Source organism: Vicingus serpentipes, from assembly GCF_007993035.1.
In the GTDB taxonomy this organism is placed as follows: domain Bacteria; phylum Bacteroidota; class Bacteroidia; order Flavobacteriales_E; family Vicingaceae; genus Vicingus; species Vicingus serpentipes.
Window position 1 is genome coordinate 22642 of sequence record NZ_VOOS01000005.1, and the last position, 15176, is coordinate 37817.

17 protein-coding genes are annotated in these 15176 nt (G+C 30.1%); 10 read left to right on the plus strand and 7 right to left on the minus strand.

Annotated elements, in window-relative coordinates:
* The first annotated feature begins 12 nt into the window (after positions 1-12).
* Positions 13-1821, plus strand: coding sequence for a UbiD family decarboxylase (locus FRY74_RS10535; RefSeq protein ID WP_147101295.1), 1809 nt, complete (start codon positions 13-15; stop codon positions 1819-1821).
* A gap of 204 nt (positions 1822-2025) precedes the next feature.
* On the opposite strand, the gene FRY74_RS10540 is transcribed toward FRY74_RS10535, so the two are convergent.
* From FRY74_RS10540 to FRY74_RS10550, 3 genes are read right to left on the minus strand one after another with little or no spacing between them, the layout of a single operon-like run.
* Complete coding sequence (locus FRY74_RS10540; protein WP_147101297.1) at positions 2026-2211, minus strand: hypothetical protein; 186 nt, start codon at positions 2209-2211, stop codon at positions 2026-2028.
* Position 2212: 1 nt separating this feature from the next.
* Positions 2213-2467, minus strand: a complete 255-nt coding sequence (locus FRY74_RS10545) for a Smr/MutS family protein (protein ID WP_147101299.1) — start codon at positions 2465-2467, stop codon at positions 2213-2215.
* Positions 2467-2892, minus strand: coding sequence for a hypothetical protein (locus tag FRY74_RS10550; protein WP_147101302.1), 426 nt, complete (start codon positions 2890-2892; stop codon positions 2467-2469). Before FRY74_RS10550 ends, FRY74_RS10545 begins: the two co-directional genes overlap by 1 nt.
* Positions 2893-3121: 229 nt before the next feature.
* Here FRY74_RS10550 and FRY74_RS10555 point away from each other — a divergent pair, with 229 nt between their 5' ends.
* The 8 genes from FRY74_RS10555 to FRY74_RS10590 all read left to right on the plus strand — a co-directional run bounded on the left by FRY74_RS10555 (position 3122) and on the right by FRY74_RS10590 (position 11127).
* Positions 3122-3979: a hypothetical protein gene (locus FRY74_RS10555; RefSeq protein ID WP_147101304.1), complete on the plus strand. Its 858-nt coding sequence runs from the start codon at positions 3122-3124 to the stop codon at positions 3977-3979.
* A 119-nt stretch (positions 3980-4098) separates the two neighbouring features.
* Entirely contained in the window at positions 4099-5940 is a 1842-nt protein-coding gene (locus FRY74_RS10560) for a M61 family metallopeptidase (RefSeq protein WP_147101307.1), read from the plus strand.
* 17 nt (positions 5941-5957) lie between these two features.
* The gene (locus FRY74_RS10565; RefSeq protein ID WP_147101310.1) at positions 5958-7001 is read left to right on the plus strand and encodes a sensor histidine kinase; all 1044 of its coding nucleotides are present in this window, start codon (positions 5958-5960) and stop codon (positions 6999-7001) included.
* An 11-nt stretch (positions 7002-7012) separates the two neighbouring features.
* Positions 7013-7723 carry a LytR/AlgR family response regulator transcription factor gene (locus tag FRY74_RS10570; protein WP_147101313.1) on the plus strand — a complete coding sequence of 237 codons (711 nt, stop codon included), beginning with the start codon at positions 7013-7015 and terminating at the stop codon, positions 7721-7723.
* Between the two features lie 111 nt (positions 7724-7834).
* Positions 7835-8230 carry a DUF1987 domain-containing protein gene (locus tag FRY74_RS10575; protein WP_147101315.1) on the plus strand — a complete coding sequence of 132 codons (396 nt, stop codon included), beginning with the start codon at positions 7835-7837 and terminating at the stop codon, positions 8228-8230.
* A 116-nt stretch (positions 8231-8346) separates the two neighbouring features.
* On the plus strand, positions 8347-8982 hold the full coding sequence (locus FRY74_RS10580; RefSeq protein ID WP_147101318.1) for an OmpH family outer membrane protein: 636 nt from the start codon (positions 8347-8349) through the stop codon (positions 8980-8982).
* Entirely contained in the window at positions 8982-9542 is a 561-nt protein-coding gene (locus FRY74_RS10585) for a DUF4924 family protein (protein WP_147101321.1), read from the plus strand. Before FRY74_RS10580 ends, FRY74_RS10585 begins: the two co-directional genes overlap by 1 nt.
* A gap of 31 nt (positions 9543-9573) precedes the next feature.
* Positions 9574-11127, plus strand: coding sequence for a T9SS type B sorting domain-containing protein (locus FRY74_RS10590; protein ID WP_147101323.1), 1554 nt, complete (start codon positions 9574-9576; stop codon positions 11125-11127).
* Here the strand turns inward: FRY74_RS10590 and fdhD are convergent, their stop codons facing one another.
* From fdhD to FRY74_RS10610, 4 genes are all read right to left on the minus strand, one after another.
* Positions 11128-11919 carry a formate dehydrogenase accessory sulfurtransferase FdhD gene (fdhD, locus tag FRY74_RS10595; protein ID WP_147101326.1) on the minus strand — a complete coding sequence of 264 codons (792 nt, stop codon included), beginning with the start codon at positions 11917-11919 and terminating at the stop codon, positions 11128-11130. It lies immediately after the preceding gene.
* A 2-nt stretch (positions 11920-11921) separates the two neighbouring features.
* Entirely contained in the window at positions 11922-12572 is a 651-nt protein-coding gene (locus tag FRY74_RS10600) for a tRNA1(Val) (adenine(37)-N6)-methyltransferase (protein WP_170228010.1), read from the minus strand.
* 137 nt (positions 12573-12709) lie between these two features.
* Positions 12710-13816 carry a PKD domain-containing protein gene (locus FRY74_RS10605; protein WP_147101332.1) on the minus strand — a complete coding sequence of 369 codons (1107 nt, stop codon included), beginning with the start codon at positions 13814-13816 and terminating at the stop codon, positions 12710-12712.
* Entirely contained in the window at positions 13817-14359 is a 543-nt protein-coding gene (locus tag FRY74_RS10610) for an RNA polymerase sigma factor (protein ID WP_223265869.1), read from the minus strand.
* Positions 14360-14466: 107 nt separating this feature from the next.
* On the opposite strand from FRY74_RS10610, the gene rsmI reads away from it, so the two are divergent.
* Positions 14467-15141 carry a 16S rRNA (cytidine(1402)-2'-O)-methyltransferase gene (rsmI, locus tag FRY74_RS10615; protein ID WP_147101336.1) on the plus strand — a complete coding sequence of 225 codons (675 nt, stop codon included), beginning with the start codon at positions 14467-14469 and terminating at the stop codon, positions 15139-15141.
* The last annotated feature ends 35 nt before the right edge of the window (positions 15142-15176 follow it).

A 15176-nucleotide genomic window follows, 5' to 3' on the forward strand; every position in this document is an offset into this window, starting at 1 on the left:
TAATTTTAATTTATGATTTATTCTAGCACCAAACATTGTGTTGAAGATTTAGAGAAACATGGCCATTTAATTCGAATAAAAGAAGAGGTTGACCCTAATCTAGAAATGGCTGCCATTCACCTACGTGTGTTTGAAAAAGGCGGCCCAGCAATTTTATTTGAAAATATAAAAGGGTGCGAATTTCAGGCTGTTTCAAACCTATTTGGAACTTTAGATAGAAGTAAGTTTATTTTTAGAAATTCTTTTTCTAAAGTTAAACAACTTATTGAACTAAAGAACGATCCTGTTAAAGCTATAAAGTCACCATATAAAAACTTCTCATTAGGACTTTTAGCTCTTAAATCTTTACCAAAAAAAGTAACTACAGGTCCTATTTTATATAGCGAAACTACCATTGATAAGCTGCCGCTTATTAAGTGTTGGGAAAATGATGGCGGTGCCTTTGTTACCTTACCACAAGTTTTCTCTTTAGACCCTGAAAATAAATCTATACTTAAATCAAATTTGGGGATGTATAGAGTTCAATTAAATGGCAACGATTACGAAAACAACAAGGAAATTGGTTTGCATTATCAAATTCATCGCGGAATTGGAGTACATCAAACAAAAGCGAATAGACAAGGAAAACCTTTAAAGGTCAGCATATTTATTGGAGGCTCTCCTGCTCATACAGTTGCTGCAGTAATGCCTTTACCCGAAGGATTATCAGAATTAACTTTTGGAGGAGCTTTGGCTGGTAAAAGATTTAGATACATAAATAAAGACGGACATACATTGTCAGCTGATGCCGATTTTGTAATAACAGGGGAAATTTTTGAAAACGAAACAAAACCTGAAGGTCCATTTGGAGATCATCTAGGATATTATAGTTTAACCCACGATTTTCCAGTTTTAAAAGTAGATAAAGTTTACCATAGAAAAGACGCCATCTGGCCATTCACCATTGTTGGCCGTCCGCCTCAGGAAGACACACAATTTGGTGCTTTAATTCATGAATTGACTGGTAGTGCTATTCCTGAAGAAATTGCTGGATTATACGAAGTAAATGCTGTTGACGCAGCTGGTGTACACCCTCTTTTATTAGCTGTAGGTAGTGAACGCTATACTCCCTATCAAAAAATTAAACAACCTCAAGAGCTATTAACAATTGCAAACAACATTTTAGGTTTTGGCCAATTAAGTTTAGCAAAGTATTTGTTTATTTCTAATAAAGAAGACAACCCTAATTTAAGTTGCAATAACATCAAAGACTTCTTTACACATATATTAGAAAGGGTTAATTGGGAAAGAGATTTACACTTTCAAACCAATACAACTATTGACACATTAGATTATAGTGGAACAGGAATTAATCAAGGTTCAAAAGTAGTTATAGCAGCTGTAGGCGAAAAAAAGAGAACATTAAATTCGAATTGTAAAATTGAAAATTCTGAACTTGTAATGCCTGGTATAATAGCAACCTCTTTTAATCCATATACTTCATCCGAAAATGCTGAAAAAGAAATCAATAACTATTCTCTACAAATAGCAAATCAAGATTTAAATGGAATAATGATGATTTTGCTTGTTGATGACGCCCGTTTTGTTGCTGAAGAATTGAACAATTTTTTATGGGTTACATTCACAAGAAGTAATCCTGCAAATGACATTTACGGTGTAAATAGTTATACAAAAAATAAACATTGGGGATGTAAAGGCCCATTAATTATAGATGCTAGAATTAAACCTCATCATGCTCCTCCATTAATCAAAAACCGTGATATTGAAGCTAGAGTAGATAAACTTGGTGAAAAAGGCGGTTCGCTACACGGTATTATTTAAATGTTAAATACCTCTTTTATGGTATTGTTTAAAATCATTCTAAATAAGATATTTGCAGTGAATGAATAAAATCAAGGCAAATATTAATTTAAACATTACCCCTGAGGTAAAAACTTATTCATTTAAGAAAAAGAAAAAAAATTGCTGCGAAAAGTTTAAGAAAAAAGGTAAATCTTGCTGTAAATCTTGCCCTTTAAATTGGGCTTAATGCACAAGTTTAGTAAGTGTAACGTAAGCCAACATTACAGCCATTATTGTTATTAAAACCCAATAAGTTCCTTTAAAAAGTTTTTTATTCTTCTTTCTGTCAAGGTAAAATTGATAACCAATCCCAATCAAAAAAACAACGATAAAAAGAATAGCAAATATTTTTTGTCCGTCAGTAAACATATTAATATTTAAAGTGAACAAAAGTACGTCCAAAATTTTTACTATCCTTTTCTACTCTATGATACTTTTGCTTAAGTTCTGATTGATTTAAATAACGTAAAACTCTTTTTTTTAGTTGTCCAGAACCTTTTCCATGTATAATTTCTAATGTTTTAATCTTAGATTCATACACATAAAAAAAAGCATCATTTAATGATGCTTCAATAGCTTTTGAATTGGTATAAGAATCGTGTAAATCGACAGTAAACTTACTCATTAACCAGCTTTAGAATCAACAATCTTCCAATCATTATTTTCTTTTTTCATGCTAACATTAATAGCTATAGGTTCATTTTTTCTGAATGAAGCTTTAATTTTAACCTCATCTCCTTTAAACTCAATAATTTCAAATACAAAATAACTATCTAAATTCTTTTGTGACATATTTTTAAAAGTCTCTATTTCACCAAAAGACATCACTTTTACTCTTTTGTTAAATTTAAATACAATTAAATTATTAGGAATTTTATCGTCATTAATGATAATAATAGGTATATCTCCTGATTTTTCTTCATCATTAAAATAAGCTTTCAAAGCATGTAAATCAACTGTTTTTTGAATTATAACATTAATGTCTCTTGCAGTTTGCGCAAAGAAAGATAAAGGTATAGAGAGTATAAAAATTAAAAATAGCTTTTTCATGACTTTAATATTTTAATTATCAGTTAATTATACGTTTAAAAACAACATTTGTTTCACGATAATCATACAATAAGTATAAATAACTGATTATTGATTAACTTTTCTTTTACTAAAATAGTGCCAATAAATTGATTAAAGCATATAATGGTGAAGATAAATTTAAAGTTTTAGATAAAAGCTTTAATTTTAACGACATGATAATCTTAAATCAAGATTTAAAATAATTATTATGAAGCAAAGTATTAAATTTCTATCAGTTATTTCATTTTTATTAGTACTAGCATTTTCATGTAAAAAAGATGAAAAAGTGGATAATCAAACTAATTCTGCACTAGACAACTCTATTGCTCAAAATCTTTTTCAAGACATCAAAAAAGTGGTTGAGGAAGCTGCTAATGATGAAGGAGCAAGTAATATAAATAAAAAAACAGGATATAGTTTTGGTAATTGCGCTTCTGTTTCTGTTACTCCTGCATGGTCAGACACAGCTACTTGGCCTAAAGTAATGACTATCGACTTTGGAGCTACAAATTGTGTTGACAATTATGGGACAAACAGAAGAGGAAAACTTATTATCACATTATCAGATAGGTATAAAAATATTGGTAGTGTTCTATCTGTTGTACCAGAAAACTATCATGTAAATAATTACATGGTTGAAGGAAATAAAACACTTACTAATAATGGCAGAAATGCAGCTAACAACTTAAACTGGACTGTTCAAGTTACAAATGGAAAAATCACCTATCCTGACGGAAGGATATCAACTTGGCAAGCCACTAGAAATAACGAATGGATAACTGGAGAATCTACTACTCTCTTTTCTGACGGAGTTAGCGGAATATGTGATGATGAATATTTAGTAACTGGTTCTTCAAATGGTATAAATACAAACGGATTAGCATACACTACTAACATTACTTCTCCTTTAAAAGCTAAAGTTTGTTGCAGATGGATTACTAGTGGCAACATTGAAATTTACCCTCAGGGATTAATCACAAGGTCAATAGATTTTGGAATTGGAAATTGTGATGCATTGGCTACAATTTCGATTGGAGGTAATTCTTTTCTTATACCATTAAACTAATCATAATTAAAGAAAAGTTCTCTTTTTTTCCTTTAATCAAACCATTAAGCCATTGATGTAATATTAGTTTTGATTAACTAATATCTAGAATAACTTAGCTAAAATTTAAAATTATATACATGAACAAAATAGTACTAAGTTTATTGGGTTTATTCATTTCATCTTTTGCAATAGCTCAAAACGATAACACTTACAAATTTCATATTGATCTAACAAAGGTAAGTAGTGATATGATTCAGGTAACATTAGATGCTCCTGAAATTAAATCAGAAAAAATTATTTATAATATGCCTAAAATGGTTCCTGGAACATACAGCATATATGACTTTGGACAATATGCTATGGATTTTGAAGCATTTAACAAAGAAGGTCAAGCATTAAGCGTAAATAGACTTGATGATAACAGATGGGAAATAGATAATGCTGCAACACTTGATAAAATTTCTTATTGGGTAGAAGATACATGGGATGCAAAAGTTACGCCGTTAGTTTTTGAACCAGGAGGAACAAATATTGAAAAAGATGAAAATATTGTATTAAACAATCATGGTTTTTTCGGCTATTTTGACGAAATGAAAACGCTTAAATACGAATTAAACGTAACACGCCCTGATAACTTTTATGGAGCTACAGGTTTAACTTCTATAGCTACTAATGGAAATATAGACACCTATACAATCAACAACTATATGGATTTAGTTGATGCCCCGATAATGTATAATGTTCCTGATACATCTTATTTAAACGTAGGTGGTGCTGAAATTTTAGTTTCTGTATATTCAAAAAATAAAACAGTAACTTCTAAAGAAATAGCTGTAAATATTAAAGACATTCTTGAAGCACAAAAAAATTATTTAGGAGGTAAGTTGCCTATTGATAAATATGCATTTATTATATATTTATACTCTGGCCGAAGTGGCTCTGGTGGAAGTGGCGCACTAGAACACTCTTACTCTTCTTTTTATTACCTACCTGAAATGCCAGCCGAACAACTTTCAGGCATTATCGTTGATGTTGCTGCTCACGAGTTTTTTCATATTGTTACACCATTAAACATTCATTCTGAAGAAATTGGTGATTTTGACTTTATCAACCCTAAAATGTCGAAACACTTATGGATGTATGAAGGAGTTACAGAATACTTTGCAGGTCATGTACAAGTTTATGAAGGAATGATTTCTCCAGAGGAATATTTAAACACCATTACAGGAAAAATTAGAGGTGCTAATTACTATAAAGATGAACTTCCTTTTACTGAAATGAGTTTAGGTTGCTTAGATGAATATAAAGATCAGTATGGAAACGTATATCAAAAAGGTGCTCTAATTGGAATGTGCCTTGACATTCTTTTAAGAGATGAAACAGATGGAAAAATTGGAATGAAAGATATGATGGCTATACTTTCAGAAGAGTATGGAAAAGACAAATCATTTAAAGATGAGGTGCTTTTTGATAAAATCAGCAGTTTGTCATCACCTAAGGTTAGAGAATTCTTTACAACATACGTAGAAGGAAAAAAAGCATTACCTCTAGAAGAATTACTTGGAAAAGTGGGAGTAACATACAAAACAGATGTTAAAGTAAAAGAATTTAGCTTAGGAAAAATTGCTTTAGGTTACAACTCTGAAACAAACAGATTAAAAGTAATGGATAATAGCAATATGAATGAATTTGGAATTAAACTTGGCTATAAAAATAATGATGAATTAATTTCTTTAAATGGAGAACAATTAACTCCTGATAATTATGAGGAAGTTATTAATAAATATAAAACTGAAACAAAAGAAGGTGACAATATATCTATTGTAGTAGCAAGAACTGAAAAAGGTAAAACAAAAAACAAAACTTTAAAAACTAAAGCTTTTAAAGTAGAATCGTCTAAGAAAGTTTTAATGGAGTTTGATCAAAATGCAACTGAAGCACAATTGAAATTACGAAGCCAATGGTTAAGTAAAAACTAAACCTTTTTTAAAAAATAATGCTAAACAAAAAAAAACTATATTGGTATGCCCAATTATTTGGATGGCTAGTATATGTTTTTATTGTTGGGCTATTTAATAAGTTAAGTGGGAATGAGGTAACAACAGAGTTAATAGTTAGCTTGCTTTCTATTTACCTTATTGGCTTATCAATAACCCACTTTTATAGAGCAATCATTATTAAATTTAACTGGATGCGCTATTCAGTTGGTTTATTGGTTCCTCGTGTTCTTTTAAGCGTTGTAGTATGGGGCATTGTAGTTTATCTAATTCAAACATTAGTACTAGAAGTAATTATTGCCAAAGGATCTTTTGAATTTGAATTTGCAGATGCTTTTCAAAAAATAATAAACTGGGCATTACTCCTACTTTTATGGTCTTTATTTTATTTCTTATTTCACTTTATTAATAATTATAAACAAGAAGAAATAAAAAATTTGAAATGGCAAGCCGCCAAGAATGAAATTGAATTGAATAAACTTAAATCTCAATTAAACCCTCATTTTGTTTTCAATTCGATGAATAGCATAAGAGCTTTGGTTGATGAAAACCCGATACTAGCTAAAGATGCGATTACACAGTTATCTAACGTTCTAAGAAATTCGCTATTGATGGGTAAAAAAAAATTAATTCCACTTGCTGATGAATTAAAAATAGTTGACGACTATTTGAGTTTAGAAAAAACTCGTTTTGAAGAGAAGTTATCCATCATCAAAAATATTGATGAAAATTCTTTAACGTTTTTAGTTCCTCCTTTAATGATTCAAACTTTAGTTGAAAATGGTATAAAGCATGGAACTTCTAAACTGTCTAAAGGAGGTACAATAGAATTAATTACAGAACTTAAAAACAAAACACTTTATATCACAATATACAATAGTGGGTATTATGATAAAAACAAGCCTTCAGAAACTGGATTTGGACTTTTAAACACCATACAAAGATTACAATTAATGTATGGAGAAACTGCTAAATTTAATATTGAAAACGAAAACGAACGAGTAAAAACAACATTATTAATTCCTCAAAAACTAACGCTCTAAAACTATAAACCATGAAAGCAATAATTGTAGATGATGAACGATTAGCTAGAAAAGAGCTTCACAATTTATTAGCTAAATATCCAAGCATTGAGATTATTGGTGAATATGATAATGCAGAAGATGCAATTAATGAAATTGAAAGACAAAAACCAGATTTAGTCTTTTTAGATATTCATATGCCTGGAAAAGATGGATTTGGTGTTCTTGAAGAATTAATTTATGTTCCACAAGTAATTTTTGTTACGGCATACGATGAATATGCCATAAAAGCTTTTGAAGTTAACGCATTAGATTATTTATTAAAACCTATTCAGCCTGAACGCTTGGAAGAAGCAATTAATAAACTTTCTGCACAACTTCAAACCAATGAAACATCAACTAATAAACTAACAGCTAAAGACCAAGTTTTTGTTAAAGATGGAGAAAAGTGTTGGTTTGTAAAATTGGAAGATGTTCCGATGTTTGAATCTGAAGGAAATTATGTTCGTGTATATTTTAAAGGCAACAAACCTCTAATATTAAAATCGTTAAACAATCTAGCAAATAAGCTTGATGAAGATGTTTTTTTTAGAGCGAACCGTAAATTTATTATTAACCTAAACTGGATTGAAGATGTTGAAAATTGGTTCAACGGAGGATTAATGGTTAAGTTAAAAACGGGTGAAAAAGTTGAAATATCAAGAAGACAAGCCACTAAACTTAAAGAAATGAAGAGTCTTTGACCATTTCATCCTAAAATAATAGGGTTTTGTCTTAATAATAGCATTATAGGTATAAAAATGAGTATGTTACAATTTATTTTTTATAAATTTATATTCATAATACTTTATTAGATGGAATCTATACAAATAAGTGCTACCGAAAATTCACCTGAAATTAACTTCAATATTAATGAAGGTCTTTTTATCATTAAAGGTAAATCTATCGTTTCTGAAGTTGATAAATTTTACGCTCCAATATTAGATTGGCTACAAGAATTTCAAACTAAAGCAACTAGTGAAATTAATTTCATTTTTGATTTAGAGTATTTCAATATTTTCTCATCCAAACGTATACTATTTATCTTATATACCCTTAGTGACATTAGAGCAAGAGGTATTGATGTTAGAGTAACTTGGTACTTTTCAATGGAAGATGACGACATGAAAGAAGTTGGAGAGGATTATGCTTGTATGGTAAACATCCCTTTCGATTTTATAAGCAAGTCTGTTGCTCACGAATTAATTTAATTCATATTTCCTTATTTTTGATTTTAATGTGCAACTTTGCTACATTAACAATCTCAATATTAACTATTTTGTTATGTTAAAGATTAAAATCTATACCTAACAACAAAAAATCTTTTATGAAAAATATATCATTATTAATAAACGGAGTTTTAGCCGTTGCAATTGCAATTTTATATTACCTACACTTTTCTTACTCGTCACAATGCGAAAGTCCTAAAGAAATTGAAGATGATACTGTTATAACTTCATCTATACCAGAGGAAACTAATAATGATGTGAGTTCTAATATTGGTTATATAAATGTTGATTCTTTACAAGAGAAATATGCTTTATATGAAGAGTTAATTCAAAAATTAAAAAGCAGACAAACAAAATATGAAAGAGAAATCTCTGCTAAAATGACAGTATTTGAGCAAAAAGTAAAAGATTTCCAAGAAAAAGCACCTACAATGTCTCAGTTTGAAGGCCAAATGAAACAACAGGAACTAGCTGAAGAAGAACAAAAACTTTATAAAATGAGAGAAGACTTTTCTGTTAAATTTCAGGAAGAAGAGATAAAGTTAAATGATGAGTTTCAAAAAACAGTGAAAGCTTACATTGAAAAACACAATAAAGAAACAAATTTTGATATTATTATTGGCGCCTCTCAAATGGGTAATGTGGTTTTAGATCACAAGCCAGGAATAGACATTACAAATAGTGTTGTTGAAGGTTTAAACGCTGAGTATAAAAAACAAATTGAAACAAAATAATGTTAATTGCTCAACATAAAAAAGAAACTAACATTGCTGAATATATTCTATATATGTGGCAAATTGAAGATGTTATTCGCTCAAACAATTTTGATTTATCAAGAATTGACGAAGCAATAATTCAAAAATTTAATGTAGAAAAAGACACCCAATATGAAATTAAGTTATGGTATCAAAACTTAATTGAGCAAATGATGAAAGAAGGTGTAATTGAAAAAGGACATTTAAGTTCAGTATCTAAATACACAAATGAACTAAACAATTTACACAATTCTTTACTCACTACAATTCAAGATGCTGAATATCAAAACGCTTATCACAAAGCAAAAGATGATATAAAAGTTTTAATAATAAAGTCGGGAGGCGAAGCTCACAACGAAATTGAAGCTTGCCTAATAGGCTTGTATGGATTTTTAATGCTGAAATTAAAACAAGCCGAAATTAGCGAAGCAACTAAGTCTGCAATGAATTCGTTTAGTACATTAATAGCTCTCTTAGTTGACCGATACAATAAATTGTTAAAAGGAGAGTTACATCTATCTAAAGAAAAAAGTAACTAAACAATAGTTTTGTAGCTATTTGTTAACCATTTTGAGATATCTAATTTTCATATTATTTTCATGTATATTATTTTCACGTGGATTTTCTCAATGTGCTGTTGGAAATATACCAGACCCTATAATTGTTGACAGTGTTTCTGTTTTACCAAATGGAGATGTAGTAATCTCTTGGCAACCAAGTGTTTTTCCTGATTTAGTGAAATATCAAGTTGTAATTCTTGATCCAATCACCTCAAACATTGTAATTATCGATTCCGTTTCTGCTGGCACTACAACTTTTACGATTCCTTTTAATTTAACACTGGCTTTTAATGTAAATGCGTCAGATATTACCTCTAATGATTTTGCAATAAGAGTTCGAGATAATTGTAATAATTTATCACTTGCGCTTCCTGAGTCGTTTAACAACACAATTTTTTTAGAGCATAATATTGATATTTGCTCTTCTTCAGCTATTTTAAGATGGAATGCTTATGATGATTTTCAATCTGGAACAAATGTTATGTATGAAATTTTTATGAGTGTAAATGGCGGAATTTACAATTCCGTCGGAACAACCTCCTCACTTACTTATAATTATGCAGGTTTAAACAAAGGTGATAATTACCAATTTTTTGTGAAAGCTATAGAAAATAATGGTGCCGGTCCTTTTGCTTCCTCCTCAAACGTTATTGATGTTTCTGGCAACTTTTTAATTGAACCTAATTTTTTATATGAATATACTGCTACTGTTATCGATTCTAGCCATATTCAAATTTATTTTTATGCAGATACAGCTGCTGATATTAGTGAGTATATTGTAAAAAGAGCACTAGCAAATAGTCATGTATATACTACTATTGCAACCATAACCGATTTTAGTGGAATGAATCCTCTCATTCAATATGATGATTATGAAGTTGAAGCAAATAACTTTTCTTATTTCTATCAAATATATTCGGTAAATACTTGTGGGGATTTACAGCTTATATCTAATGAAGGTAGAACTATCAAGTTAATTATTGAGAACAACAATGTAATGGCAAAAAACACTCTTACTTGGAACTGGTATGAAGGCTGGCTTGGCGGAGTAAATAAATATGAAATTTATAGAAGCGAAAGCGGAAATTTTAATTTTGAACTTGTTACCTCAATCAGCTCAGCGGGAGATGAAATCATGACTTTTGAAGATGATGTATCAAATTTAACTGAAGGTACAGGTGAGTTTTGCTACAAAATAAAAGCAATTGAAAATAATGTAGCACATGTCGGTAATTTACCTTTTGCAAACAGTTTTTCAAACGAAGTATGTGTAAAGCATACCCCACTAATTTATATACCAAATGCTTTTAATCCATCATGGACTGCAAATACAACCTTTAAACCTTCTGCAATTCTTTTTGACTTCACATCTTATTCTTTTATAATTTATGATAGATGGGGGCAAAAAGTATTTGAAACAACTGAATACGAAGAAGCTTGGAATGGAAAATTTAATAACTCAGGAGCTAGTTTACCAACCGGAACATATATCTATGTGCTTAAACTACTTTCTTCAAACGGTGAAGAATTCACAAAAAGAGGAATGGTAACAATTGTTCAATAATTAGTTATTTATTCGATATGAATGAGAATAACAAGTTGCATTTTCACCCCTACAAAACCCTAATAATGTAATTCCTAATTCTTTTGCAAAATCAACAGCTAAGGTTGAAGGCGCTGAAATAGCAGCAAGAACACCTATTTTTGCAGCAAAAGCTTTGGTTACTATTTCGTAAGATATTCTACCACTTACCACAATACATTTTGCTTCTTTTAACGTTTTATTTAAGATTAAAGCTCCAATTACCTTATCAACAGCATTATGTCTCCCTATATCTTCCATAATCGATAATAAACATCCTTTTTTATCGAATGCTGCTGCTGCATGAGAACCTCCAGACTTATGAAATGTATTTTGGCCTTTCCCCATTTGTTGAAACATCTGTAAAAGTGTTTCTTTTTTTATTTCAAAGTCCCCTATCTTAATGTTGGTATTTACCAATTCATCCAACTCTTTTTTTCCACAAATTCCACACGAAGAAACCGACAAGATGTTTCTGCTATTTAAATAGCCTTTTCCTAAATCTGTTTCTTTTATTGATATAGCAGCACTAGTTATATTGTTTTTTGTAGTGTGATAGTTAATTATTAATGGGTTATTTATACTTCTATAAATATCTTCAGAATATAATAAACCTGTAATTAACTCATTATCATTACCAGGTGTTCGCATAGTAATTGTAAAAGGTTGATTATTGATATTTATTTGTAAAGCTTGTTCAACAGTTAAATTATCATCAACTATTTCATCACCATGTTTGGTAAATTTTTTTGCTTGGTAATTATCAAAAGCCATAACTAAAATTTCAGATAGAAATCTTTGGTTAAATTACGATATTCTTCAGTGTAATGGTGCCTAATTTCTGTTTCTATTATCAACTCTTCCTCAATTGTTTCTATTTTAGAAAAAGAGAACTCTAAAAGAACTCGCTTAGGCGCTTTCTGATAATTTGGTTTAACTAAGCACTTTCGATTTATATGCAAGTTATTTTTTAACGCTAATTCGGTAAAAAGTAATGATTCATTTACAGGTAAAATCAATGTGAATAATCCATGAGGAGCCAATAAATTAATTACCGAATTAATGAATACTTTAAATGGTAATTCATCTGTATGTCGAGCAGTATTTTTAGCTAAATCTGTCGATTTATAAGCATTATTAAAAAAGGGAGGGTTAGATATAATTAACTCATATATTTTTTTTGTATCAAATAACTGAAGCGACGTATTGAAAACTTTAATTCTTGAATTCCATTTACTTGCTATTACATTCTGTTGAGTTTGTAAAAAAGCATTTTGGTCAATATCAATAGCATCAATTTCACAATTCAAATTTCGTTGTGCAACCATTAAACTAATTAACCCCGAACCAGAACCTACATCTAACACATTTCCACTTGGAACTTTACTCCAAGCACCTAACAAAACACCATCAGTGCCTACTTTCATAGCACACAAATTTTGCTTTATTGAAAACTGCTTAAATCTAAATTCGTTCATCAATTTCAAAAATAGCCATTTACCACAAACAAAGAAGTCATACTTTTCAGTATGACCCCCTCTTTCTAAGATATGTTACTAGAAAACTAGTACAGTTGAATACTTTTTTTATCGATGTGTTGTTCCCCATCTTCTCCAGTAGCAGTAACTACAAGATAATAAGTTCCTTTAGGAATAATATTATTGTTATTATCTCTTCCATCCCAAAACCCATCTATAGAGTCCCATTCATAAATTAAATTTCCTTTACTATCTAATACAGAAGCATGAAACTTAGATATATTTTCACCATCAACCTTAATAATATCATTGATACCATCTCCGTTAGGAGAAAATACATTTTGAATTTCATCAAGCTTAGAAATTTTATTTTTTTCTACTTCAATTAATTGATAGCTTATTTTTGAATTGGCATTTTTATCAATAGCCGTTAAGGCAACTTTATAAGTACCTGGTTTTTTGAATGTGTGGTAAGGGGTTTCTTCGCTTGAAATTGAGGTGTTATCACCAAAATCCCACAAATAACTCACCGCATCACCATCGACACTAAACTCAACATCTAAAGGTGCTTTACCTTTTTTAACATTACTTCTAATGCTAACTTTTAGTTCTTCTACCACCAAAACTTTAGAAGGAACTATATTCTCTTCCTTTTGTTTGTTTGCTGATGAAACAGTGACTTCATCTGAAGTATTTCCACTTAGAACTGGAGAAGCTTTAACCATTTGTTCGCTATCAGCCTTATCACTCGATAAAGTATTATTAAATTGATTATCGTTTGATTTTTTTTCTATTGCTACATCATGATCTTTTACAACAAGACTAGATTCTTCAACCTTAGCAGATTCTATCATTTTCTCATCTTGAGTTAAAACATTCAACACTTCTACTTCTTCAGAAATAGGGGCTGTTTCCTTTATTTCATTTTTAACAACATTTTTCTCAGCCGGATTACTGTTTAATAAATAAACCGAACCAATAACAGTTGCTGTAGCAATAATACTTGCTGCTGCATAAAATAAAATAGATTTAGACCCAGCACTTACTGCTGCTCCACCAGCAGCAGATGTTGCACCTGCTGTATTTCCAATACTTTGTGAAACATTAGCCCAAACACTTGGGTCAACATTTGCTTCAAAGTTCTCTAACGAGTTTTTGAAAATTTCATCAATATGGTTTAAATCATTCTTCACTTATAATATGTTTTCTTCTATAATTATTTTTTGTAAATACACTTTAGCTCTCGAATATTGCGACTTAGATGTACTTACTGTAACTCCTAATTGTTCTGCAATTTCTTTGTGTGAATAACCTTCTATTGCATAAAGGTTAAAAACTGTTCTAAAACCAGGTGGCATTTCTTGAATTATTTTTAATAAATCTTTTGCCGACAAAGCGTCTAAGCCAGTTTCACTATTATTATCTAATTGAAAATCTACTTTATCTAATTCTATATTTTCGTTAAACTTTTTGTTTTTACGAATATTATCTAAAGCTGTATTTACAATTACTTTTCTAATCCATCCTTCTAAAGAACCTTCGCTACTATACATATGTAGCTTTTCAAACACTTTAATAAACCCCATCTGTAAAACATCTTGGGCTTCTTCCTGATCTTGAGAGTAGCGTAAACAAACCCCCATCATTTTTCTCGAAAAAGAATCAAACAATTGCTTTTGAGCAAGAGGGTCTTTCTCAAGACACTTTTTTACCAATTGCTCATTATCAATTTTCATCTATTCGGTTTTAAGATGTTTTTTATTACTAAAAGGTTGCATTAACAAATATAAAGTTAAGCAATTCAATTTTTGGAGTTTATCTTTACCTTTGAATTTTATAACAGATGTCGAAACTATACATAATACCCACACCTATAGGTAATTTAAAAGATATTACGCTTCGTGCTTTAGAAACATTGCAAGAAGTTGATGTGATTTTAGCCGAAGACACGCGACAGACTTCAAAATTATTAAAGCATTATAATATTGATAAAAAGTTAATTGCTCACCATCAACACAATGAGCACCATAAAATTGAGCGTGTAATTGAAGAAATTAAAAGTGGTGTTGTTATAGGTTTAGTTTCTGATGCAGGAACACCAGCAATTTCTGACCCTGGTTTTTTATTGGCACGAGAATGCATAAAAAATGGAATTGAGATTGAAACGTTACCTGGAGCTACAGCATTTGTTCCAGCTCTAGTTAATTCTGGTTTCCCTTGCGATAAATTTGTTTTTGAAGGGTTTTTACCTCATAAAAAAGGTCGTCAAACTAGATTAAATGTATTAAAAGAAGAGACTCGCACCGTAATATTTTATGAATCGACTCACCGTTTAATAAAAACTTTAACCCAGTTAGCTGAGTTTTTTGGTGAAGACAGGCAAGTTTCTGTTTCTCGTGAATTAACCAAAATGCACGAAGAAAACATTAGAGGAACGGTAAAAGAAGTATTAGAATATTATAACAACAATATAATAAAAGGCGAAATTGTAATTGTTGTTCATGGAATAGTAAAATAGTTTTGAAAACTATTTTACTTGTAACTTCTATAAAA

Bases quoted from the DNA above. Each gene is read 5' to 3' on its own strand.
- FRY74_RS10560 (WP_147101307.1), top strand. From the start codon at position 4,099: ATGAACAAAATAGTACTAAGTTTATTGGGTTTATTCATTTCATCTTTT.
- FRY74_RS10580 (WP_147101318.1), top strand. From the start codon at position 8,347: ATGAAAAATATATCATTATTAATAAACGGAGTTTTAGCCGTTGCAATT.
- FRY74_RS10565 (WP_147101310.1), top strand. From the start codon at position 5,958: ATGCTAAACAAAAAAAAACTATATTGGTATGCCCAATTATTTGGATGG.
- FRY74_RS10585 (WP_147101321.1), top strand. From the start codon at position 8,982: ATGTTAATTGCTCAACATAAAAAAGAAACTAACATTGCTGAATATATT.
- FRY74_RS10550 (WP_147101302.1), bottom strand. From the start codon at position 2,892: ATGAAAAAGCTATTTTTAATTTTTATACTCTCTATACCTTTATCTTTC.
- FRY74_RS10575 (WP_147101315.1), top strand. From the start codon at position 7,835: ATGGAATCTATACAAATAAGTGCTACCGAAAATTCACCTGAAATTAAC.
- FRY74_RS10540 (WP_147101297.1), bottom strand. From the start codon at position 2,211: ATGTTTACTGACGGACAAAAAATATTTGCTATTCTTTTTATCGTTGTT.
- FRY74_RS10610 (WP_223265869.1), bottom strand. From the start codon at position 14,359: ATGAAAATTGATAATGAGCAATTGGTAAAAAAGTGTCTTGAGAAAGAC.
- FRY74_RS10555 (WP_147101304.1), top strand. From the start codon at position 3,122: ATGAAGCAAAGTATTAAATTTCTATCAGTTATTTCATTTTTATTAGTA.
- rsmI (WP_147101336.1), top strand. From the start codon at position 14,467: ATGTCGAAACTATACATAATACCCACACCTATAGGTAATTTAAAAGAT.
- FRY74_RS10535 (WP_147101295.1), top strand. From the start codon at position 13: ATGATTTATTCTAGCACCAAACATTGTGTTGAAGATTTAGAGAAACAT.
- FRY74_RS10545 (WP_147101299.1), bottom strand. From the start codon at position 2,467: ATGAGTAAGTTTACTGTCGATTTACACGATTCTTATACCAATTCAAAA.
- FRY74_RS10570 (WP_147101313.1), top strand. From the start codon at position 7,013: ATGAAAGCAATAATTGTAGATGATGAACGATTAGCTAGAAAAGAGCTT.
- FRY74_RS10600 (WP_170228010.1), bottom strand. From the start codon at position 12,572: ATGAAAGTAGGCACTGATGGTGTTTTGTTAGGTGCTTGGAGTAAAGTT.
- fdhD (WP_147101326.1), bottom strand. From the start codon at position 11,919: ATGGCTTTTGATAATTACCAAGCAAAAAAATTTACCAAACATGGTGAT.